Annotated in this window: 19 protein-coding genes; 8 read left to right on the top strand and 11 right to left on the bottom strand. The window is 54.5% G+C overall.

The genetic code is table 11. The features are described from left to right. Positions 1-9: 9 nt before the first annotated feature. From NOU37_05325 to NOU37_05290, 8 genes are all read right to left on the bottom strand, one after another. A complete protein-coding gene (locus tag NOU37_05325) occupies positions 10-495 on the bottom strand; it encodes an NADH-quinone oxidoreductase subunit C (protein ID MCQ4574650.1) in 486 nt (161 codons plus the stop codon). Then, positions 495-968, bottom strand: coding sequence for an NADH-quinone oxidoreductase subunit NuoB (gene nuoB, locus NOU37_05320; protein MCQ4574649.1), 474 nt, complete (start codon positions 966-968; stop codon positions 495-497). Before nuoB ends, NOU37_05325 begins: the two co-directional genes overlap by 1 nt. Next, positions 959-1,315 (bottom strand): NADH-quinone oxidoreductase subunit A, encoded by a 357-nt coding sequence (locus NOU37_05315; GenBank protein MCQ4574648.1) that lies wholly within the window; start codon positions 1,313-1,315, stop codon positions 959-961. Before NOU37_05315 ends, nuoB begins: the two co-directional genes overlap by 10 nt. A 224-nt stretch (positions 1,316-1,539) precedes the next feature. After that, positions 1,540-2,232 (bottom strand): 2-phosphosulfolactate phosphatase, encoded by a 693-nt coding sequence (locus tag NOU37_05310; protein MCQ4574647.1) that lies wholly within the window; start codon positions 2,230-2,232, stop codon positions 1,540-1,542. Positions 2,233-2,409: 177 nt separating this feature from the next. Next, positions 2,410-3,843, bottom strand: coding sequence for a pyruvate kinase (gene pyk, locus NOU37_05305; GenBank protein MCQ4574646.1), 1,434 nt, complete (start codon positions 3,841-3,843; stop codon positions 2,410-2,412). A gap of 22 nt (positions 3,844-3,865) precedes the next feature. Then, positions 3,866-4,954: a phosphotransacetylase family protein gene (locus NOU37_05300; GenBank protein MCQ4574645.1), complete on the bottom strand. Its 1,089-nt coding sequence runs from the start codon at positions 4,952-4,954 to the stop codon at positions 3,866-3,868. 16 nt (positions 4,955-4,970) lie between these two features. Then, positions 4,971-7,070, bottom strand: a complete 2,100-nt coding sequence (locus NOU37_05295; protein MCQ4574644.1) for an acetate--CoA ligase family protein — start codon at positions 7,068-7,070, stop codon at positions 4,971-4,973. 13 nt (positions 7,071-7,083) lie between these two features. Continuing rightward, complete coding sequence (locus NOU37_05290) at positions 7,084-7,611, bottom strand: type 1 glutamine amidotransferase (GenBank protein ID MCQ4574643.1); 528 nt, start codon at positions 7,609-7,611, stop codon at positions 7,084-7,086. Positions 7,612-7,816: 205 nt separating this feature from the next. Between NOU37_05290 and NOU37_05285 the strand changes: the two genes are divergently transcribed. From NOU37_05285 to NOU37_05275, 3 genes are all read left to right on the top strand, one after another. Beyond that, a complete protein-coding gene (locus NOU37_05285; GenBank protein MCQ4574642.1) occupies positions 7,817-8,203 on the top strand; it encodes a metalloregulator ArsR/SmtB family transcription factor in 387 nt (128 codons plus the stop codon). 124 nt (positions 8,204-8,327) lie between these two features. Next, on the top strand, positions 8,328-10,460 hold the full coding sequence (locus NOU37_05280; protein MCQ4574641.1) for a heavy metal translocating P-type ATPase: 2,133 nt from the start codon (positions 8,328-8,330) through the stop codon (positions 10,458-10,460). Between the two features lie 28 nt (positions 10,461-10,488). Beyond that, positions 10,489-10,959: a hypothetical protein gene (locus NOU37_05275; GenBank protein ID MCQ4574640.1), complete on the top strand. Its 471-nt coding sequence runs from the start codon at positions 10,489-10,491 to the stop codon at positions 10,957-10,959. A gap of 85 nt (positions 10,960-11,044) precedes the next feature. Here NOU37_05275 and NOU37_05270 read toward each other — a convergent pair whose 3' ends face one another. Next, positions 11,045-12,493 (bottom strand): trypsin-like peptidase domain-containing protein, encoded by a 1,449-nt coding sequence (locus NOU37_05270; GenBank protein ID MCQ4574639.1) that lies wholly within the window; start codon positions 12,491-12,493, stop codon positions 11,045-11,047. A 33-nt stretch (positions 12,494-12,526) separates the two neighbouring features. Next, positions 12,527-13,081: a hypothetical protein gene (locus NOU37_05265; protein MCQ4574638.1), complete on the bottom strand. Its 555-nt coding sequence runs from the start codon at positions 13,079-13,081 to the stop codon at positions 12,527-12,529. A 290-nt stretch (positions 13,082-13,371) separates the two neighbouring features. Between NOU37_05265 and NOU37_05260 the strand changes: the two genes are divergently transcribed. After that, positions 13,372-15,723: a diguanylate cyclase gene (locus NOU37_05260; GenBank protein MCQ4574637.1), complete on the top strand. Its 2,352-nt coding sequence runs from the start codon at positions 13,372-13,374 to the stop codon at positions 15,721-15,723. A gap of 39 nt (positions 15,724-15,762) precedes the next feature. Here the strand turns inward: NOU37_05260 and NOU37_05255 are convergent, their stop codons facing one another. Further along, a complete protein-coding gene (locus tag NOU37_05255) occupies positions 15,763-17,931 on the bottom strand; it encodes a thioredoxin domain-containing protein (protein MCQ4574636.1) in 2,169 nt (722 codons plus the stop codon). A gap of 375 nt (positions 17,932-18,306) precedes the next feature. Between NOU37_05255 and NOU37_05250 the strand changes: the two genes are divergently transcribed. The 4 genes from NOU37_05250 to argJ are packed head-to-tail and all read left to right on the top strand — an operon-like array spanning position 18,307 to position 22,064. After that, positions 18,307-18,858, top strand: a complete 552-nt coding sequence (locus NOU37_05250) for an arginine decarboxylase, pyruvoyl-dependent (GenBank protein ID MCQ4574635.1) — start codon at positions 18,307-18,309, stop codon at positions 18,856-18,858. Then, a complete protein-coding gene (speY, locus tag NOU37_05245; protein MCQ4574634.1) occupies positions 18,855-19,940 on the top strand; it encodes a deoxyhypusine synthase in 1,086 nt (361 codons plus the stop codon). Before NOU37_05250 ends, speY begins: the two co-directional genes overlap by 4 nt. Positions 19,941-19,967: 27 nt before the next feature. After that, positions 19,968-20,855: an agmatinase gene (gene speB, locus NOU37_05240; protein ID MCQ4574633.1), complete on the top strand. Its 888-nt coding sequence runs from the start codon at positions 19,968-19,970 to the stop codon at positions 20,853-20,855. Positions 20,856-20,858: 3 nt separating this feature from the next. Further along, positions 20,859-22,064 (top strand): bifunctional glutamate N-acetyltransferase/amino-acid acetyltransferase ArgJ, encoded by a 1,206-nt coding sequence (gene argJ, locus NOU37_05235; GenBank protein MCQ4574632.1) that lies wholly within the window; start codon positions 20,859-20,861, stop codon positions 22,062-22,064. Positions 22,065-22,097 lie beyond the last annotated feature (33 nt).

Genomic DNA, 22,097 nt, shown 5'->3' with positions numbered 1-22,097 from the left:
TATATCTGACTAACTCTCCGGAAGTACGAGCGGCTGGCGTTTGTCGACAGGGTAGTCCTTCCTGAGGGGATGGCCCTCAAACTCTTCGTAGAGCAGGATTCTCCTGAGGTCCGGATGGCCGTTAAACTTTATGCCAAACATGTCCCAGCATTCCCGCTCCAGCCAGTCTGCCACCGACCACAGGGAGCTTACGGAGTCAATAGTGGGGTCCGATTCCGGTACAGGGGTCTTAACGCGCAGCCGTTGATTATTTTTCAGCGAATAAAAGTGATAAACAACCTCGAAACGGGGGTCTTTCTTGCCAAGATAATCAACCGCCGTCAGGTCCATAAGGAAATTGAACGATAGGTCTGCGTCCTCCTTAAGATAGCGGCATATCTCCACGATATCCACCCTCTTGACTACTGCCGTGTCATCTCCCCTGTGAGAGTGAGTCGCCACGATAGAGCCGTGGAATCTTTCCTTCAGCTTCTTCAGGGTAACGCTCTCGGCCATCAGACCTCCTGCTTCTGGTTCTGAATCTTTTCCTGCAGTTTCATGATACCCTCCAACACCGTTTCGGGTCTGGGGGGACATCCGGGTATGTATACGTCGACGGGGACGATGGTGTCTATCCCCTGCACTGTGGCGTAGTTATCGTATGGGCCGCCTGAGCAGGTGCAGCCTCCGAAGGCCACCACCCACTTCGGCTCACACATCTGTTCCCAGACCCTCTTCAGTACGGGAGCCTGTTTATGGCTGATGGTTCCCACCACAAACAGCACGTCAGACTGCCTGGGAGAAAAGCGCGGAAGTCCCGCGCCAAAGCGGTCTATGTCATAGTGGCTAGCGGCCGTGGCCATATATTCCATCCCGCAGCATGCGGTTACAAAGGGGTATAGAAACAGGGAGTACTTTCTGGCCCAGCCCAAGACCTTATCAGTCCTTGAAAGGACTACGCTGCCACCCAGGGCGTCCTCTAGCGCCATTCCAGTGCCTCCTCTTTCCATGCATATATAAGCGCAATCGCCACTATCAAAATGAACACCATCATTTCCATAAGGCCAAAAATAGCGAGTTCATCGTAGAGCACCGCCCAGGGGTAAAAAAAGACCACCTCTACGTCGAAGACAAGAAACAATACGCCTAATAGATAAAATTTTATGGGAAATCTATCCCTGGCGGGACCGGAGGGAGGCATTCCACACTCAAACGGCAATGCCTTTACGGGGTTCATCCTCTTTGGGCCAAGCACCGAGGTGAGAAATATGAGAAGCCCGGGAATAAGGGCCGCTACTATAAAGGTGAGAATTAAGGCTAACTCGTTGCCCTGCACGCCACCACCCCTCCTCTCCTCTCAGAATTACGAAGGCCACTAAGTTTACAAAAAATATTATCAATGTCAAACGATTTCTTGTTTCATCATGCAGAGCAAAGCCCTATGTACTAAGCACATAGCAGTTTAAATGTTAGTGTGTTGGGGATGGCGGTGCGGTGGCGGGGTGTGTGTGTGTGGCTGTGTGTCCCTCTGCCCGTCGTGCGCGACCGGGTGTGCAGGGTTCAGCCACTCTGCAAGGATACTTTACCTCGAATATACCGTGGTATTATCTCGTATTCGCCCACCCGTGCGCAAAAATCTATATCATCCTTGAAACCGAGTTCGAGAAGGCGTATGCCGTGGTTTGAACCGATGACGGCCTGTGGGAGGCTGTCACGGTGGTGGAGATAGAGGGTGTAAGCGGCGCGAGCGGAAGCACTTAAAGCCACCTCACGCCCTTTCAGGAGTTCATGGATAATCATTCCGCCGCACACGGTGTCCTCGGCGGACATCTGTCCGTCAGTACCCGAGAGGGCCAGCAGCACGTCTCTGTCTCCCGCAGAGAGATATTCCGCCACCGCCGGAAGGTTTATAAAAGAACATATTATCACCTCTTTCGGGCCGTTGAGCGCCGTCAGATTTTTCGTACAGTTCGTGGTCGTAAAGATGAGGGTCTTGCCGCGGACCATTTTGGCGGAATATTCACTGGGTGAATTACCGAGGTGAAAACCCTTGACCTTTATACCGTCCCTCTCACCGCCCAGGAGCACTCCGTTCTTCCCAAGTCTTTTAACCTGCCGCTTATACAATTCCCTCGCGGCACTTACGGTAGCGCAGGGATAGACGACACTACACCCCTGGGAGAGGGCGTATATTATAGTAGTGCATGCCCTGAGCACGTCAATGACCACCGCTGTCCGGCCCGCCTGCTCCACGCGGCATAGTTCAGACGGCGTAAATGACAGGTCTACCTCAAATAATTTCTCTGTAATAAGGCTCTCCCCACTGTTTCATAAAGACGGGGTTCCGGCGCACCGCGCATTACTGAGACCATCCCAAATTCCCGGGTGGGCGTATTCTTTGCGTCGTTTTCACCGGGGGCTGACGTATTGTTATGGGTGCCCTATCCTGTAGGTCTTCAGCATGTTGGTGTTGGGATAGCCGGCGGTTATTACGATTGTATCCCCGCGTTTTACCAGCCCCGTCTTCAGGGCGGCCTTTTCCGCCTCTTTCATCATCTCATCCGCACTTCGGACTTTTTTCATCCTTACCGGGTAAACACCCCAGGTAACGCACAACCGGTTAACCACGTCCGGGTACGGGCTGGCGCCTATGATCTGGTATTCCGACCGGTAGCGGGACACCAATCTGGCCGTCTTACCTGTGTTTGTACATGCAATTATAGCCCGCGCCCTTACATCCATAGCGGCCATGTTCGCACCGTGTGTAATGGCGTCTTCTATCGTGTCCTCGCTAATCTGCTCCTCGGCGAGTAGCTTCTCATGGTCTATGGTAGATTCGGCCTTACGCGCGACCTTGTCCATCATCCTGACACACCTCACCGGGAACCTGCCCACGGCCGTCTCCTCGCTCAGCATAAGGGCGTCTGTACCGTCCAGCACGGCGTTGGCTACGTCCGCCACCTCCGCCCTGGTGGGGGAGGACCTTTCTACCATGGACTCCAGCATCTGCGTGGCGGTTATCACGGGCTTGCCCATAGTAACGCAGGAGCGGATTATCCTCTTCTGCACGAGCGGCACATCCTCCAGCTCCGTCTCCACGCCCAGGTCTCCCCTGGCCACCATCACGCCGTCCGCCGCCTCAAGTATCTCATCCAGATTGTCCAGCGCCTGCCGCCGCTCTATCTTGGCTATTACGGGGATGTCCCCGCCACCCTTCGACGCTATAAATCTTCTGGCAATATGTATGTCCCTGGCGCTCCCCACAAACGACAGCGCAATCAGGTCCACCCCCTGAGAAAGCCCGAAGGTGACGCACTTCCTGTCAGCTCCGGTCAGGGCGTCGATGTCTAAATCCGTATCCGGCAGGTTGACCCCTTTATGTTCCCCTAGCAGCCCGCCTTCCAGGACGCTGCAACTAATTTCTTTCTTGTCCCTGCGGACGCCCGTGACTTTCAGCCTTATCTTCCCGTCGTCAATTAATATGGCAGCGCCCGGGCGGATTTTCTTGATGAAGCCGGGGAAGTTTACACTTACCCTTTCGCTGCATCCCTCTACGTCCTTACCCGTGATAACAAGCCTCCCACCCTTCCGTATCGTGACAGATTCCGACTCCATCCTGCCCGTTCGTATCTTTGGGCCGGGCAGGTCCTGCATTACGGCTATGGGCCTTTTCAGTGACGCCGATATCCGGCGGATGCGGGCTATTGCCTTCGCGTGGTCTTCATAACTGCCGTGGGAGAAATTCAGTCGTGCCACGTTCATCCCCGCAAGCGCCATGTCCCTGAGTACCTTTGGGCTGGAACTGGCGGGCCCGATCGTGCACACTATCTTCGTTTTTCTCAGCATTTTATTAGTCGGCGGCATACCGGGTTACCTCATCACAAGTTCATCTGGCGGCCTTCGGCGACAGCCCAAGCTTTTTATAAAACAGGGGGAAATCGATCTCACGTTCTGTTATGTCTCTAAGTCTTGGCAATTTAAGCTCGCTCCACCTCTGCAGGTGAGTGGCCAGGCTCTCACACGTCTCTACCGCCCAGGCCGTGTCCTTCTTCACCACCACAACCGCCGTGCCCGTCTCCTTCGCCCGGGCCAGAATGGCGGCGCTGGGATGGAAACCACCCGTAAGTATAAGACACTTCGTCGGTGTCTCAAGGGCGGCGAGCTGTATGTCGCTCCTGTCACCCCCCGTGACAACCGCTTTGTTTGCCACACGACGGAAGTATTTGAGCGCACTCTCCATGTTCATCGCCCCCACCATGAAGTGTTCTACCAGTTCGTCCAGTCCCTCCTCGCCAGAGATTACCTCACCCTTCAGCGCCTTGACCATTTCCCTCACCGGTAATGAACCCATCAAGGGGTCGTTCTGTATAACCGCAAGCGTGTCAATGCCGTGCGACTTAAGATACGGCGACACCACGTCTTTTACATATTCCAGCCTGTCCTGCGGCACCAGATTAAATATTACACCGATAAGACTGTCGCCAAGGACGTTACGGGCGTACATGAAGCCGTCCAGGGCCTCAAGGAGGTTTTCGTACTTGTCCACGAAGACCACCTTCGCCTTAGTCTCATCCACAAAGTCAAGCCCCGAGAGACCCACCAGCGACCCGTTCGAGAGCTTCCCCAATCCGTGCACAAGCATAATGTCCCTGCCCTTTGACAATTTTGCAAAGGTCTTAAACACCTTGTCCCTCACCTGCGACGTCTTCAACTCACCCCTCAGGGCGGAGGTCAACACCTCGTCTGTCAACACCACGGGGCATACGGATTCAAGCGGTACGTCTTCACCCAGGACCCTCTGTAACGACAGTGCGTCTTCATCTACAACGGTATCGTTTACCCTGGTGGGCAGCGCACCCAGGGGCTTGAAAAAACCGACCTTAAAGCCGTCGGCCTTTAACCTGAGCCCCATACCCAGCCACACCAGGCTCTTCCCCGAAAATTCCGTCACAGAACCTATCATAACAGGTATCATGACCAGATAACCTCCATCATCCGGGCGTTATGGCGGCGCGCGCGTCCAGGGCGACCACGCCGCTCCCGTGCGGCAGTACCACCAGGGGGTTTATGTCCAGCTCCAGTATCTCAGGGAAATCCGTAACCAGCTGTGAGATGCGCTGGATGCCTTCGACGGCCGCGTCTATGTCCAAAGCGCCTTCCCCCCTCACGCCCCTGAGCAGTGGATACGACCTTATCTCTTTTACCATCTCAGAGGCATCTGCCCGCGTTACGGGGGCTATGCGGAACGAGACGTCCTTAAGCATCTCCACGTATATACCCCCAAGCCCGAACATAATAAGATGACCGAATTGCTCGTCGTAACTGACGCCCAGAATCACCTCCCGGCCGCCCTTGACCATCTCCTGCACAAATACGCCGTCGATGTGGACGCCCGGTATCCTCCGCCTCACGCCCGCGACGATTGACTCAAATGCGCGGCCCACGTCGTCCGGGCCCTCAAGCCCCAGCCTGATGCCCCTGACGTCAGACTTGTGCAGTATGTCGGGCGAGGCCACTTTGAGGACCACCGGGTAACCAATCTCCCCGGCGGCGCTCACCGCAGAATCTTTTGTGTCGGCCAGTATACTCCCGGGCACCCGGAACCCGCACGCAGTGACCACGTCTCTAGCATCACCCTCGGCCAGCGTGTAGCGGCCCTTCTCCCTGGCCCTTTTGAAGACGGCGCCAACGGCCCCGCCGTCTATTTCAAAGACAGCGGGTTTCTCCACCACCTTTTCCACCCACTGCCTTTGTTTATACATCATGTCAACCGCGCGCACCGCGTTCTCGGGAAAGCGGTAATTGGGGATGCCGTACCCGGCCAGCACGTCCACGGCGGGTTTCATCGTGGGACCCCCCAGGAACGAGGCCACCACCGTCTTCTCTTTATACTTATCCCCAAGCTCGCCCACCACCCTTGCGATCTCCCTTTCGTCCAAGACCGCGATGGGGGCAAGTATGGTGATTACCGAGTCCACGTTGTCGTCCTTTAAGACTATCTCAAGCGCGGTGCGATAACGTTTGGGGCCCGTATCGGCAATAGTGTCGACCGGGTTATATATGCCGGCCATTGGAGGCAGGCTCGCCCTCAGTGCCTCGATAGTGTTCTTTGAAAATGAGGCCATCTTAAGGCCCGAACGTTCTACCGTGTCAGAGGCCAGGATGCCCGGCCCCCCGGCGTTGGTAAACAGGGCGATCGACGGCCCGCGCGGTGTGTCCCTCAGGCTAAAGGCCTCAGCCAGGATGAAGAGCTCCTCCAGGGTGTCCGCCTTCAGTACGCCCGACTGGCGAAAGGCCGCGTTAAAGGCATTCTCAGAACCCGCCAGGCTCCCCGTGTGCGATGATACGGCCCTTGCCCCGGCCTCGGAACTGCCGGACTTTATAAGTATGATAGGCTTCTTCTTTGTCACACGGGACGCGGCCTCCATGAAGGCTCGCCCGTCCTTTATCCCCTCGATGTAGCCCAGGATGACGCGCGTATCCGGGTCGTCCTCAAGGGCATTCAGCAGGTCCACCTCGTCTATGTCCATGTTGTTGCCCATGCTGACGAATTTAGAGAACCCGATGTGCTCAGTCAAGGCCCAGTCAAGTATGGCGGCACAGACCGCCCCCGACTGGGAAAAAAAGGCGATGTTGCCGCCGGGAGGGTTGCCCGCCGAAAAGGTCGTGTTAAGCCCGTGATGCGGATTTATGACACCGAAACAGTTGGGGCCGATTACCCTTATATTGTGCCTGCGTACCCTCTCAAGGAGTTCCCTCTCTCTGGCCGCACCCTCACTGCCGCTCTCCTTGAAACCCGCCGTGATAATCACTGCCGAGTCGATGCCCTTTTCCGCGCACTCATCTACGACCTGTAAGATAACACCTGCGGGAACAACTATAACGGCCAATTCTATCTCTTCTTTAACCGCCCTTACGCTGGGGTAGGCCTTGTGACCGAGGATGGAATCGGTATTGGGATTGATGGGAAAAATCCTCCCGGGGAAATTGAAATCAATGATGTTCTTGAGAATACTATGGCCGATCTTATGTTCTTCCCGTGCGGCGCCGATGACTGCTATGGATTTAGGTTGGAAGAAATGTTCTAGCATACCGGGGTAGATGTTATGATTCCTTGAGCTTGGATATAATCGCCTTCAAAAAATCCGGAAGGTCGGCCGGAAAACGGGAGCTTATCATATTGCCGTCGACGACCACCGGCTTGTCCTCATAGACGGCGCCGGCGTTTATGACGTCATCTTTAATGGTGCGGTAACACGTCATCCTCTTGCCCTTTACCACGCCTGCCGATATCGGCACCCAGGCGCCGTGGCATATGGGCGCAATCACCCTGCCCGCCTCGCCCATGGCCCTTACCACCTTGAGCACGCTGTCGTAACACCTGAGCCTGTCGGGGGCATACCCTCCGGGGATGATTACCGCGTCAAATTCTTCCCAGTTCACCTCATCCACGCGGCAGTCTGCCGGCATGGGATAATTACCGTTCTTGCCGCGGTATGTCTTCTTCTCAGGACCCGCGACCACCACCTCCGCCCCCGCCTCCAGCAGCCTCAGTTTGGGATACCATCCCTCCAGGTCTTCATACAGGTCCTCCACCAGGATAAGGATCTTCTTGCCCCTGAGTGGTTCCATCGCTGTACTCCCTTATATATAATGTAACCGTTCCCGCAACTGGCCAGATTCTAATACAAGGAGTCTGAACTATCCAACAAAAACATCTTTATAATAAGTTTACCCCCCCATATGACGACCTTGACTTACACGGTCTCATTAACTATCATATGTGAACAATTGTTCAATAATAGTTCCGTGGATATCAAAATTAATTAATAAAAATATGCCCAAACAAATACTGCAAAAGCGAACGAAGATAAAGGAAGACATCTGCGACACGCACTACATCAACCGCGAGAGGGTGCAGTACGTAGAGAAGCGGATGCAGGCCGACGGCGTGGTGGTCAGGCTGGCCGAGACCTTCCAGGTGCTGGGAGACCCCACCCGGATAAAGATAATCTTCGCGCTGTCACAGAAGGAACTCTGCGTCTGCGACCTGGCGGGCCTGTTGCGCCTGTCGAGTTCCGCCGTCTCTCACCAGCTCAGGGTGCTCAGGAATATGAGGCTGGTAAAATACCGGAAGGAAGGCCGTGTCGCGTACTATTCCCTGGACGACTCGCACATCAGCAGGCTCTTTGACGAGGGCCTCAGACACGTTAAGGAATCGTGAGAAAGTAGTATCGCAGGGTTAAAGTTCGCCAAAGGCAGATTTCCCTCCAAACAAACCGGCGGGTCGTGCCGAAGGTCAGATCCACCTCCGGCGGACTGCCGCGTTCAACGAGTAGAAGGGTTATATGGAAAAAACGCTTTCACTGAAAATCCCTGAAATGGACTGTCCCGAAGAGGCCAAGCTGCTGAAGAAGAAGTTCGGGGGCCTGAAGGGGGTGAGCAGTCTTGACACCTTCCTGCTGTCCAAGGAATTGAGGGTCAGTTACGACGAACGGCACCTGAGCAGGGACGACATCATAAATGCGATAAAAGAGACCGGTATGAGTGCCAGCCCGGTCGGCGCGCCCGCTGACCAGGCTGACCAGAAAAAAGCAAGCGACCGCGACAAGAGGCGGCAACTGGCGCTCACGGGACTCTCCGGGCTCTTTGTGGTATCGGGGCTGGTACTGTCTCTTGAGGGCTTTACCGCAAACATAACCATACCGTTATATATGTGCGCCATGCTCACCGGCGGGCCGCGTATAGCAATAAAGGGGTTAAGGGCGGCCCGGGAGCTTGACCTCGACATCAACTTTCTCATGACCGTCGCGGTCATTGGCGCCGCGGCCATAGGTGAGTGGAGCGAGGGCGCGATGGTGGTCTTCCTGTTCTCGCTGGCCCAGTTACTCGAATCGCGCAGCCTCGACAGGGCAAGAAACGCCATCCATTCACTTATGGACCTGTCCCCGCGTGAGGCGCTGGTGAAGAGGAACGGAGAGGAGGTCGTCCTGCCCGTGGAGGATGTATGGCTGGGGGACATCGTGCTGGTAAAGCCCTCGGAAAGGATTCCGCTAGACGGTATAGTCACGGATGGCTATTCCTACGTGAACCAGGCCCCTATCACCGGTGAGTCAACGCCCGTAAAGAAGTATCTGGGGCAGGAAGTCTTTGCCGGCACGATCAACAAAGACGGCGCCCTGGAGTTCCGTGTAAACCACCTCGCGAAGGATACGACACTTGCCCACATAGCCCACCTGGTTGAGGAGTGCCAGTCACAGAGGGCGCCGTTCCAGAGTTTTGTGGAGAAATTTGTGCGTGTATACACCCCGACGGTAATAACCCTCGCGATACTGGTGGCAACCGTTCCGCCCCTCGTTATGGGGACCGCCTTTTCACCCTGGGTCTATAAGGGGCTGGTGCTGTTGGTTATATCCTGTCCCTGCGCGCTCGTCATAGCCACGCCCGTGAGCCTGCTCTCAGGGATTACCTGCGCGGCAAGAAACGGTGTCCTCATAAAGGGAGGCATGCATCTGGAAGAAGCGGGCCAAATAAAGGCAATCGCCTTTGACAAGACGGGTACGCTCACAAGGGGTATCCCGGAGGTAATCGACGTGCTCCCTCTGGCAGCAGACTCAATATCCCGGGACAGGCTCCTCAGTATAGCCGCATCGATTGAATTAAGGAGTGAACACCACCTCGGCAGCGCCATAGTCCGGACGGCGAGGAGGGGTGACATAAAACTCATGGAGCCGACCGTCTTTCAGGCCATCCCCGGAAAGGGCGCCTTCGCAGACATAGAAGGAAAGAGGTATTACATAGGAAACATGAAACTCTTCAGGGACCTGGGAACGCCCATATCGCACGTAGAATCCAAGCTCTCAGGACTCCAGACACAGGGTAAGACGGTTATGCTCGTAGGAGAGGCCGGCGGCCTGCTGGGTATAATCACGGTAGCGGACGAGGTGCGTAAGTCCGGCATAAAGGCGCTGCCGGAGCTGAAACAAAACGGCATAAATAAGATTCTGATGCTTACCGGAGATAACAACGGCACGGCGAAGGTTATCGCCGGGAGACTCGCCGTTGATGAATACTTTGCGGAACTCATGCCGGAGGACAAGGTAACGGCGGTAAGGGAGTGTATAAAGAAATACGGCAAGACGGCCATGGTGGGAGACGGGGTGAATGACGCGCCGGCCATGGCGGCGGCAACACTGGGTATTGCAATGGGCACGGCAGGAACCGACACCGCCCTGGAGACGGCGGACATCGCGCTTATGTCTGACGACCTCTCGAAGCTGCCGTTCGCCTTCGGTCTGAGCCGCCGCACGCTGGGGGTCATTAAGGAAAACATCGCCTTCGCCCTCATAATAAAGGCCGTGTTCCTCGGCCTTATAATCCCCGGCTGGACAACGCTGTGGATGGCGGTGGGGGCCGACATGGGCGCCTCGCTCCTGGTAATATTTAACGGCCTCAGGCTGTTGAGGTATAATTATCGGTGAAGGCAGACGTTTTAGGAGAGGGATTAATATGAGATTTCTAAAAAGGACGGTGCCGTTTATCTGTGTGTTCCTGATGTTTGTTGTGCACATCTCACAGGCTCAGCAGGTCCAGAAGAATCAAGACCTCTCAGGGTTGTGGAAGATGCACTTTAAGGGTGTTGAGGCCGGCTGCCAGGACGAGGCCGAGAACGGGCCGAAGGAGGGGGAATTTGTCTTCAATGTATTGCAACAGGGAGACACACTCTCTGGCACGTGGACAGACGGCAGGGCCACTAACATGTTTACCGGCAGGGTCAGTGGCTCCATCGTCAGCGCGGCGGTGTACGGATTTTACAATGAAAATTGTCGTGTCCTCACGGACATAACCGTACAGATTGCGGGCGAGGGTAGACTGGTAGGGACGTACTCCGGGCATGAATTAAACTGTGAGACGTGTGCCTGGCAAGGTGAGGTTACTATAATCATTCAAGATGTTCCCGAACTGCCGCCTCCCAGATAGCCGGGGAGTGAGTGCCTCAGGTGACGGTGGCGGAGGGCCCTGAGGGCCCTGAGGGGACGTTCCCGCGGGACTGTGTCAGGATGATTTACCTGCCCGTTATCTTTGTCTGCCTTTCAAGTTCAGCCTTTGTGTTTACTTCTGTCTGTTCTTTCATCTCCGGTCGCTCTTTTGTCTCTGTCTGCGCGGGAGTTTCAAAGAGTTCCGCTACGTGTTTGGCAGGGATGGCAAGGTTTGAGCCGGTAAAGCCGGTGAAGATGCCGTAGGTAATGGCTATCACCTTGCCGTTACGGTCAATAACCGGCCCTCCACTTCCACCGATAGTCGTCTGGGCGTCAAACACAACCTTGTCCTCCAGCACGCCTGTTATGTGTCCCTGCGTGGCAAGTGGCCTTACCAGATGGCGTCTTGAGAGTTCATCGGCCAGCTCCAGGAAATCGAGCCCCAGGGTATAAACCAATTCATCCATTACGGACTTCTCGACTCTGGCAAGAATGGCGCTTATCCCGGCAGGGTAACCTATAACGACTACCGGTTCGCCCACAACGATGTCCCTGTTGGTGTCCAGCTCCAGTATTGGGAGTTTTTTATCGCCGTGGTCGATACTGACTATAGCCAGGTCCATTCTTTCTGAAACCCTTTCCACCTTAATGGGGAATGATTTCTCAATGCCCGGGAAAAACGCCCTGAACTCCTTGAACTCTGGCGTGAAACCCATCTCCACCGGTCCGTACCGCCCGGGCCGTCTCCACCAGGGTATGGCTATATGCTTATTGGTCAGAATCTTACCGTCCATACCAATCAAGAAACCTGAGCCGGTATACTCGTAGGGGACGTTTAACGGGCCTACGGACTTATCTGTTTGAAAACCGTAGACGCCCTGTATCAGACACACGCCGCCGCTGAAGTTCCTTATTATCATCTCGGCGACAGCGTCTCTGGCCTCCAGTGTCTCTATCCTCTCGGCGGTTTTCTCCAGGCGGTGTGTTACCTCTTTCTCAAGCTTTCGCTGTGAGAGTGAGCTGTAAAATATAATCGACCATAGTACAAGGGCGACCAGTACTCCAAATCCAAGCGCCATGCGGAAGCGCAGGGAAGACTGCGTAAACGCCTCCCACAGTAGTTCTCTTAAGAAGGACCCGGTAGTAATGAGTCCTCCCTGATGCTCCTCTCTGGCCATGGCGACGGAGTCCTCCAGCATTTCCCGGAAGGGCTTGCCCACCGGCCCCTCTTCGCTTTTTGCCCTGAAGCACACCTTAGGGCCCCCCTCACCAAATTCAATCATATCGCCGTCGTGGAGTATAACCTCCTCCACCCGCTGATTGTTTATGGAGATGCCGGCTGCCCTGCTCCTCAACAGGTACTTACCGTCTTTCTGCTCTACTATTTCGGCGTGGAAGGGTGCGGCGTGTCGGTCAATGGAGGGGTCGAAGCACAGCTCGTTTCCGGGGTCTGTGCCGACATTCAGCCTAGCTTCGGTGAAGACCTCTGTACTGCCTCTCTTACTGCCTGAGAGATGAACAAACACTATCTTCATTGTATACCCCCATCAGAAAACGCATCAACGGGGTTAGTGTTTATGGAAATGCTCGTAAATATCGTCAGCAAAAGACCTTAACGCACTGACGTCATGGCCCAGCTCCTTAAGCCTCCTGTCGAAATCATCAATACTGATGAAATTCTCAGAGACATATTCCGCCACAAAGGTCTCTGCCGTTATCAAATTTACCTCAGGGCCTTTGTCGTCCGGGCTCTGATATATTTTATAGGCTATCAAATCCGCAATAGTCTTCAGCGCAATGTCCTCGTCCTTTTCTATTTTACCTCTTACCGTCTCAAATGTAAGTTCTTTCATCCGGTAATGGTATCTGTAGGTTGCCTCCGCAATCTCCTGGAGCCCTTTTGTGTCTCCAGAAAGCCGGGAGACCTTGGCCAGAAAATCCTCCGGATTTTTGAAATGGTCTGCTATATATTCCTTTAAAGCGGCTTCGGCCTCCTGGAAATTGGCCTCCCGGCCCTTACTCCCCTTGCTTTTGGATATCTTGTATGCCACCAGGTCCACAATGGCCTTGAGGCTGGGATTTTCTTCAATCTTTGCGCCTGGCTCGTTAATGTCCGAGTGCATAACGATTACCTTTCCCCCTCAGGCAGTTTACCATACGTCACGCCGGAACGTCTCACAAATGAATGTACGGTATTATATATCACACGGCCCCGCAATTCTACGTGAAACCCGGTTCCCAACGACACCTTTTTTGCCGGGTCAACATGGCGGCCTGAGTCCTCAACGGGGACTTATTCCTGCGGCCCCGACCTTACGAAAGGCCCGAGCCTGGACGCCAGAAGTATAAGCGCCGCCTCCGCCACAATTTTAACAGAGTGTGCTGAAACAGAATACGTAGTATAATGAATTTCATGAAGAAATCCATAAGGACACACTTTGCGCTGCTTTTCGCCCTGCTGTCTCTGGCCCCGGTCGCAATAATCTTTGCCATCTACAGCCCCGGGGTTATAAGGGATTTGAACGTCAGGGGCATCCAGGACCTCCATACCCTGGGCAGTGGTCACCGCAGTGTCATCTCCCTGTGGATTAAGGAAAAGACACAGGATGCGGAGCGCATCGCCCTTTCCCGCCAGGTCCTCACGGCCCTTAAGGAACCGCAACAGGGCCGGGAAGGACTCTCCGGGTTCCTGCATTTTAACCTGAAAGAGCTCGGTTTATCGGGGATTTATGTCTTTGACAGAGAGGGCGAGCTCGTGGCCTCAGAGGGAAAAGGCGGAGATACCGGTCCACCGGAAGACGTAAAACGGCTCCTCGAAGACGTCCGGGAAGGCACGTCTGTAAGATGGGCGGACCTGCATAAGCCGGGAAATGTGAACAACAAGCATCTAGCCCCTTTTTTGACGACTCCCGTACTCGCAGGGTCGGATGCCGTGGGGACCGTGGTCGTACACCTCGATCTCTGCGAGTTAAGAGGGGTGTTGGCGAACATAGTCGGTAAAAGGGAAGGTTGCAGTTACCTTATCGACAAAGAAGGCAATATACTAACCTGCCTCATACTAGACCCTGCCGGTTCATACCTTAAAAGTGTGGGCAACAAACCGGTTGACCCCCGGACGGGGAAACCCACGCTGGCAGTAAGCGCCTGCGTCTCCGGCCGGACGGGTTTTTCCCTGCAGCCTTACGCCAACAATGAAGGGGAAGACGTAATGGGTGCGTGGGGATGGCTGCCGGAACTGGACGCGGGGGTAATACTGGAGTTGAGCGCGCAGGAGATATATGGAGCGGCCTCAATGGTCAAGAGAAGGCTGTGGCCCCTCCTGCTGGTAATTACTCTGGGTGTAATCGTGGTATCGGTATTTATAGGCCGCAAGGTCTCGGAGCCCGTACTCTCTCTGACAGAAACGGCAAAGAAAATAGCCGCGGGCGACCTGGAAGAACGCACCTCGGTAAAATCGCAGGATGAGCTCGGCGAGCTGTCGGAAAGCCTCAACACCATGGTCGAATCTTTGCGGAGAGAACATGCCGCGCTTGAAGATGCCAACAAGAAACTTGCCGCGGCCCTGGCAATAGACAGCCTTACCGGACTCTACAACCATCAGCGCTTTATGGAGATGATAGACGCAGAGCACCGGCGGGCCGGGCGTTACAACCTTCCCCTGTGCCTGTTAATGGTGGATATTGACAATTTTAAACTGATAAACGACACCCACGGCCATCCCTTTGGTGATTTTGTCCTGAAAGAACTTGCTCACTTAATAAGAAACTCTATAAGAGATACCGATATTGCGTACAGATACGGTGGTGAGGAGTTTGCCGTCATCCTCCCCAGCACCGGCCTTGACGGCGGCTACGCGGTGGCGGAGAAGCTGAGGGAGGAAGCAGCCGGCCACGTCTTCAAGAAAAGTGGTTTGGTCACCAGGCTTACACTGACCGTGGGTATATCGTCCCTGGAAGGCGAAAGCATAAAAACCGGCAAAGATATGATAAAACATGCTGACAAGGCCATGTACGAGGGGAAATTAAAGGGGAAGAATACGGTTGTCTCCTGGAGTGAAAGTATAATCCTGGAAAGGCTCATTTCTAAAGAAGAGGCGAAATCCACGGAACACTACCGGAAGAGGTTCTTGTCAACTGCCGATACCGCCAAGAGGTCGTACATGGAGGCCGCCACCGGGCTGATAAAGACCCTGGAGGCAAAAGACGGTTTCTCCGCTACACACTCATACCTGGTGGCCGCCTACGTGGTAGAGTTTGCGGAAGAACTGGGACTTTCTAAAGAAGACACGGAAGTTATAAAAAACAGCGCCATCCTCCATGACATAGGCAAAATCGCCATGCCGTCTTTTATCTTGGTAAAGAAAGACAAGCTCACGGAAGAAGAATACGGTAGATTAAAGATACATGCCGAAGAAAGCGTGAGGATGCTAAAGGACACAGGCTTCCTGCAAAAAGAACTGCCCATAATCCTCCACCACCAGGAGTGGTTCAACGGAGAGGGTTATCCTCATGGATTAAAGTTGGCGGCTATCCCGCTGGGCGCAAGGCTGCTGGCCGTCTGTGATGCATATGCAGCGATGACCTCCAAGAGGCCCTATCGTAAGCGCCTGTCCTCTAAACATGCCTTTGAGGAACTGCGCAAGGGGGCGGGGACGCAGTTTGACCCCGACCTTATAGAACCGTTTATCCGGATGGTGGAAAAATTCATCGCCAGCACCAGACGCATCCACATCCCGCAGTTAAATAAGACGGTGGATATAGCGTAAACTACAGCCGTGCGGGGTGTATTGCAAGCCGCTGGCAGACTACTCCACCCCCAGGGTCTTTAATAACTCCGCCACCCGCGCCTCTTCATGCGTGGGGGGTGCGCAGTAACTGAGCGGTATACAGACATAGGCCACCGCCGTGCCGTCGCTGCTCGCCGGGTAGGGCAGTTCAGATACGTCTGTGGGGTCGTGCAGGGTGACTATCTTCCCCGGCCGGTAAGCCGCTAGAGCAGATCCCAGAAGCAGTAACGTGTCCGGGGCGTCCATCTTCCCAATTATAACCGCGTGGGGCGGAGGGTTTATGTGGTAGGCAAGGGCCAGAGCGTAGGTAGAGGCAAAATGGCCGGATGCCTCGGCAGACCCGGCGAAGGCCCTGAGTGTGCGCTCCGAACTCTCACGGTATTCCTCCTCGCGCGTCATGTAATACAGCCTGTCCAACACCATTACAGCCACCGCATTTGCCGCAGGCGTCGGCACGTCTTCATACGACTTACGCGCGAGATTATCCCGGGCACGGGCCGTGTCAAAGAAACCCCCGCCTTCATTATCCCAGAAATTGTCGAGACAAAATTCCATGATATCCTCTGCCACCCCAAGATAGAACCTGTAGCCCGTGACCTCATAGGCGTTAAGACAGGCCATAGACATCTGTATATTATCATCCAGAAAACCCGGTGCACGCGCCTCTGTCTGATAGTACGTGTGAAAGACCCCTCTCCCCCTCCTGTAGGAGTTCATTAATAAGAAATCCAGTGCCTTCAGCGCGTCGTCCATTATATCTTTACGGCCGAGAAACTTATATGCCTCCAGATATGCCGAAATCATCATCCCGTTCTGAGAACTGTACTTGTTCCTGTCAACAAACGGCGTGGGGGAGGCATTCCTTGATTCAAACAATTTCCTGCGGCCATTGTCTATGACAGAATACACCTCTTTGACCGGTATGTTCAGCTCACCTGCCACGTCCTCCGGCGTGGCAGATATCCGCAGTACGTTCCTGGCGGGGTTGTGCCGCATCTCTCCCTGCGCCTCTATCCCGTAGTAATACTTAATCGCCCCGGCCTCCAGAGAGGTCAGCGCGGCGTCCACCTCTGCGGCCGTCCACGTGTAATAATCACCGTCATCCCCCCTGCCGGCGTCCGCATCCTGAGAGGCATAAAACCCGCCGAACCTGCTGTCAGACGCCTCACGGTTTATGTAGTCCAGCGTCTCTTCCGCGGCCTCTTTGTAGGCTTCACTGCCCGTGGCGGCATAGGCATGGACGAGATTTCTTAGCATACCGGAGTTCACGTAGGACATCTTTTCAAAGTGCGGCACGCGCCACTCCCTGTCCATTGTGTATCGGAAGAAGCCGCCCCTGATGTGGTCTCTGATACCTCCTTCCGTCATGGCATCGAGTGTCTTCAGGGTCAGCCCTTGTAGCCCCGCATCACCGTTAACAAAGGCCCTCCAGAGGGCAAACTCCACCCCTGTCTCGCTCGGAAACTTCGCGCCCGTACCAAACCCGCCGAAATCGCCGTCAAATTCCCCGGTAATCCTTCCCGCAATGGCATCCAGGAGCCCGGGAGATGGTTCGCCGGTCCTTAACCCGGCGTCCTTTTGCACAAGGGCGAACTGATGGTGTTGTTCCGCCTGCGCCAGAACCTCACCTTTATGTTCCCTGTAATAATTCGCAATCCTGGGGAGCAGGGATTTTAGGCCCGTAAGCCCCAACTGGTCATCCGCGGGAAAGTACGTGCCGGCGAAAAAGACCTTGCCGTCAGGGGTAAGAAACGCGGTAAGCGGCCAGCCGCCCTGTCCGGTGATGGTACTCACGGCGGTCTGATACCAGCGGTCTATGTCCGGCCGCTCATCCATATCAACCTTGATTGCCACAAAGTATTTGTTGATCAGCCCGGCCACCTCCGGGTCCTCATACGTCTCCTCGTCCATCACGTGGCACCAGTGGCACCATATGGCACCTATGTCAAGCAGTATGGGCAGGTCCAGTTTCTTCGCCAGTGCGAAGGCCTCTTCGCCGTATTCGTGCCAGTCTATTGCCTGGAACCGGGCGCTCCTGAGGTAGGGGCTGGCGGATTCGGCGAGTCTATTCTCCTCTTGTTGTACCGGTGCCGGACGACCTTGCTCCCCGGCACAAAGAGGCGTAACGCCGTTCAAACCACCTGCGATAACAACACTTAAGAGGATTACACTGTGTAATGTCGACATACTCCCCCTCGTAAAAGATGTTTCTTATTTAATATATTCCCCCCCGGCCTCAATTTATTTCATGATTACGATACATTTAATGCCCGCCTGTAATTGTCTTGCCTGAGAGACTCGCGGAGACCTGCCCGCAACATGGTGTATCTTGACATACGTTACATGCCGTATCACGGCACAGCAATTCACCGGAAGCGAATCTACCTCTGCACGGCCCCGGTTTCACATAACATAGCTACGCGAAGGGGAAACTCCACGTGTGAGTCGTATTTGTTCAGGCAATTAATTTTTTATTTTCTGTTGATTTTTAGAGGGCTTTATTCTAATTAGTAAAGATTCACATGTTTTTTGATAAGAGCTCTTATTTTAAGAAAGACGACGATGCAGGGACTGGTCCCAAACCGGGTATTTTTTACAAAGGGCGTGGGAAAGCACAAAGAAAAACTCCAGTCGTTTGAGCTTGCGCTCAGAAAGGCCGGCATCGAGAAATACAACCTGGTCAAGGTCTCAAGTATTTTTCCTCCGAAGTGCAGGATCGTAACCAAGAATATAGGCAACCCCCATATCAAACCCGGGCAGGTGGTCCACTGCGTACTCAGCGAAAACTCCACCAATGAACCCCATCGAATGATAAGCGCTTCCATCGGGCTTGCGGTGCCGGCCGAGGCCGAGCACTACGGCTATCTGAGCGAACACCACGGGTTCGGAGAGAATGAGGAAAAGGCGGGCGATTATGCCGAAGACCTCGCCGCTACCATGCTTGCGACTACACTGGGAATAGAGTTCGACCCGGAAAAGAATTACGACGAGAGGAAACAAATCTTCCGCATGAGCGGTAAGATAGTAAAGACCAGGAATATCACACAAACGGCCCGCGGCGATAAGGACGGGCTGTGGACTACCGTCATTGCTACCGCGGTCTTTCTGCCATGAAAAACTGCCGCCAACAGACGCTGAGAGACAAATACCTTCGTGGGGGCACCATCCAGGCCTTCCAGACAAGAGAAGACATGCGTGTGGTAGACCTGGTGGAGGGTTTCGCCGCCTCAGGGGCCTTTAATGCGGGCAGGCTGGCAGAGGCATCAAAGCTTTTTCTGAAGATGGCCGGGGGAGATACCACCATATGTCTCACCCTCTCAGGGGCATTGACCCCAACGGGTATGGGCGGCATCGTGATAGAACTCATGGAGGCAGGGCTGGTAGACTTTGTTATCTCTACCGGCGCGAATGCCTATCACGACCTTCATTTCGCTCTTGACCTGCCCATGCACCGCGGCGACTTCCGCGCCGACGATTCCGAACTCCGCCAGGCAAAGGTCTATCGCATATACGACACGTTTGTCACTGACGAGGTGCTGGTGGAAACCGACAATTTCCTGCAAGACATTCTGAACCATGACACGGATTATAATGGCATATCAAGCGCGCACCTGCACCACATCATCGGGAAGGTTACCCTGGAAAAGGCGCCTTACCCGGAACGAAGTTTTGTGGCCCAGGCCGCAAAACTCGGCATACCAATATTTACTTCCTCTCCCGGAGATTCGGCAATAGGCTTGATGCTTGCCCTTTTAAGGCTTCACGGGGGCAAGGCCGCTGTGGACTCCAACCTGGACGTCCTCCAGACGGCGGCTGTAATCCACGCCAGTAAGCAGAACGGCGTTATCATCCTGGGAGGCGGGTCACCCAAGAATTTCTATTTGCAGACACAGCCCATGCTTGAAATGGTCTTTGGCAGGCCCTGCAAGGGGCACGATTACTATATACAGATAACTACCGATTCACCCCAGTGGGGCGGTCTCTCCGGGGCTACGCCACAGGAGGCTATATCCTGGGGAAAGGTTAAAGAGGAAGAGGTCAAGAACCACGTCGTCGTATACTGCGACGCCACTATAGCGGCGCCTATACTGATGACATACGGCCTTGCAAAGGCGGCGAAGAGACCTCAGAAAAGGTTGTACGAGAAACTTCCGGAGATGGTTGCCGCCCTCAAGCAGGACTCAAAACCTCTCTAAAATCACTTTTTGGGTACATGTGGTTTCATGTCCGAACCCGAATACGTTCCATATAATTTTGGCGCGCTGCCCGAAGAGGACTCCCAACTCGAAAAAAGCCGGTTAGTGATACTCCCCGTGCCGTACGACTCCACCGCAAGCTACCGCACGGGCACGAAAGAAGGCCCACGGGCCATCATAAACGCGTCAAGAAACCTGGAGACATTCGACGAGGAACTCCTATGCGACGTCACCTCACAGGGCATACACACGCTCCCTGAACTCATGCCGGACCACAGGGGCCCCGAACACATGATAAAGAGGGTCGAGGAGGCCGCTGAAAAGATCCTTAAGCAGGGAAAGTTACTGGTAACGCTGGGTGGTGAACACAGCATCACGCTTGGGGCGGTCCGTGCCCATAAGAAAATCTTCCCGAAACTGTCGGTACTTCAGATAGACGCCCATCTGGACCTCAGGGATTCCTACGCAGGCTCTATATACAGCCACGCAAGCGTCATGCGCCGCGTGTATGAACTCACCGGTATCACCCAGGTGGGCATCAGGAGTTTTTGCGAAGAAGAGTATGATTTTGTTAAGAAAAACAACCTTAAACCCTTTTACCAGCGTGACATCAATAAAACGGAAAACTGGCCCGACGAGGTGGTAGAGAGAGTTTCGGATGAGGTCTACGTTACCGTTGACCTTGACGGACTCGACCCCTCTATCATGCCTTCTACGGGGACTCCTGAGCCGGGGGGGCTGGGGTGGTATGAGGTCCTGAGGCTCCTGAGAAAGATATCGGAAAAGAGCAGGATAGTCGGCTTCGACGTTACGGAACTCTGCCCAGAGGCTGATAATACGGCCCCCGACTTCCTCGCCGCCAGACTTGTTTACAAACTAGCCACTTACACACTAACTTCTAAAAAAGGGAAATAGGATATGGAAGAGATACAGGGAGGCGTAACTGTGCCAAAGGGCTTCCTTGCGGGGGCGGCCCACGGCGGCCTGAAGAAGGAAGGTTATGACGTGGGTATCATACTGTCCGAACGTCCGGCACAGGCGGCAGCGATGTTCACCACCAATCAGATAGTGGCCGCACCGGTGGTCTACAGCCGTGAGGCGATAAAGAAGGGCCAGGTGCGCGCCGTGGCCGTCAACAGCGGCAACGCCAACGCCTGCACCGGCAAACAGGGCCATGAAGACGTAAGGGCGATGGTGGCGTCCACCGCAAGCTCCCTGGGTATTCCACCGGATGACGTGTTCGTGGCCTCCACCGGAATAATCGGTGAACGACTGCCGGTCGATAAGGTCACCTCAGGGATAAAAGAGGCCGTAAGAAACCTGGGACCCGAGAGGGAAAATGGGCACGCCTTTGCGGAATCGATTATGACCACCGACACCCGTACAAAAGAGGTTGCCGTGAAGATAAAGGCGGGTGAACATCTAATCACCATCGGCGGGGCTGCCAAGGGTGCCGGCATGATAGCCCCCAATATGGCCACCATGCTATGCTTCATTACCACGGACTCCGCAGTCCCAAGCAATATATTGGGCAGGTGCCTGAATAAATCAGTAACCAACTCTTTCAACCGGATAAGCGTGGATGGGCACATGAGCACCAATGACACGGTCGTTATTCTTGCAAACGGTGCTGCGGGCGAACCGGTAATAGACGACGCCACAATGGTGCTCCCTGTCTTTCAGGAGGCCCTGGACCACGTCACACACCACCTCGCAAGGGCAATCGTTAAAGACGGCGAAGGGGCGACCAAACTTGTGGGAATAGCCGTCAGCGGCGCCCCCACTGATGCCTACGCACTGCGGATAGCCCGCGCCATAGCGGATTCCCCGCTGGTCAAGACCGCCGTAAACGGTGAAGACCCTAACTGGGGAAGGATCATCTCGGCGGCCGGCGCGACGGGCATTCCCCTTGACGAGCAAAGACTCAACCTATATATTGGAAATGTCCTTGTATTTGAAGGGGGAGGTCCTGTTGCCTTCGAGCAGGAGAAACTCCTGGAGGAGATGAAGAAAAAAGAGGTGCATATACACCTCCATCTGGGTCTGGGCAAATCAAAGATCGAGTTCTGGACCTGCGACCTCTCCCACGAATACGTCACCATAAACGCCAAATACCATACATAAAACGACATCTCGAAAGACCTGTATAATTGTCAT

The organism is Candidatus Bathyanammoxibius amoris (assembly GCA_024451685.1).
Taxonomy (GTDB): domain Bacteria; phylum Planctomycetota; class Brocadiia; order Brocadiales; family Bathyanammoxibiaceae; genus Bathyanammoxibius; species Bathyanammoxibius amoris.
The sequence above is the reverse complement of the archived record's forward strand: the minus strand, read 5'-3'. Positions and strand labels throughout refer to the sequence as shown.

What these genes read in the sequence shown, in the direction of transcription:
- NOU37_05325 (MCQ4574650.1), bottom strand. Translation starts at nt 495, where the DNA reads ATGGCCGAGAGCGTTACCCTGAAGAAGCTGAAGGAAAGATTCCACGGC.
- nuoB (MCQ4574649.1), bottom strand. Translation starts at nt 968, where the DNA reads ATGGCGCTAGAGGACGCCCTGGGTGGCAGCGTAGTCCTTTCAAGGACT.
- pyk (MCQ4574646.1), bottom strand. Translation starts at nt 3,843, where the DNA reads ATGCCGCCGACTAATAAAATGCTGAGAAAAACGAAGATAGTGTGCACG.
- NOU37_05300 (MCQ4574645.1), bottom strand. Translation starts at nt 4,954, where the DNA reads ATGATACCTGTTATGATAGGTTCTGTGACGGAATTTTCGGGGAAGAGC.
- NOU37_05295 (MCQ4574644.1), bottom strand. Translation starts at nt 7,070, where the DNA reads ATGCTAGAACATTTCTTCCAACCTAAATCCATAGCAGTCATCGGCGCC.
- NOU37_05290 (MCQ4574643.1), bottom strand. Translation starts at nt 7,611, where the DNA reads ATGGAACCACTCAGGGGCAAGAAGATCCTTATCCTGGTGGAGGACCTG.
- NOU37_05285 (MCQ4574642.1), top strand. Translation starts at nt 7,817, where the DNA reads ATGCCCAAACAAATACTGCAAAAGCGAACGAAGATAAAGGAAGACATC.
- NOU37_05280 (MCQ4574641.1), top strand. Translation starts at nt 8,328, where the DNA reads ATGGAAAAAACGCTTTCACTGAAAATCCCTGAAATGGACTGTCCCGAA.
- NOU37_05275 (MCQ4574640.1), top strand. Translation starts at nt 10,489, where the DNA reads ATGAGATTTCTAAAAAGGACGGTGCCGTTTATCTGTGTGTTCCTGATG.
- NOU37_05270 (MCQ4574639.1), bottom strand. Translation starts at nt 12,493, where the DNA reads ATGAAGATAGTGTTTGTTCATCTCTCAGGCAGTAAGAGAGGCAGTACA.
- NOU37_05265 (MCQ4574638.1), bottom strand. Translation starts at nt 13,081, where the DNA reads ATGCACTCGGACATTAACGAGCCAGGCGCAAAGATTGAAGAAAATCCC.
- NOU37_05260 (MCQ4574637.1), top strand. Translation starts at nt 13,372, where the DNA reads ATGAAGAAATCCATAAGGACACACTTTGCGCTGCTTTTCGCCCTGCTG.
- NOU37_05255 (MCQ4574636.1), bottom strand. Translation starts at nt 17,931, where the DNA reads ATGTCGACATTACACAGTGTAATCCTCTTAAGTGTTGTTATCGCAGGT.
- NOU37_05250 (MCQ4574635.1), top strand. Translation starts at nt 18,307, where the DNA reads ATGCAGGGACTGGTCCCAAACCGGGTATTTTTTACAAAGGGCGTGGGA.
- speY (MCQ4574634.1), top strand. Translation starts at nt 18,855, where the DNA reads ATGAAAAACTGCCGCCAACAGACGCTGAGAGACAAATACCTTCGTGGG.
- speB (MCQ4574633.1), top strand. Translation starts at nt 19,968, where the DNA reads ATGTCCGAACCCGAATACGTTCCATATAATTTTGGCGCGCTGCCCGAA.
- argJ (MCQ4574632.1), top strand. Translation starts at nt 20,859, where the DNA reads ATGGAAGAGATACAGGGAGGCGTAACTGTGCCAAAGGGCTTCCTTGCG.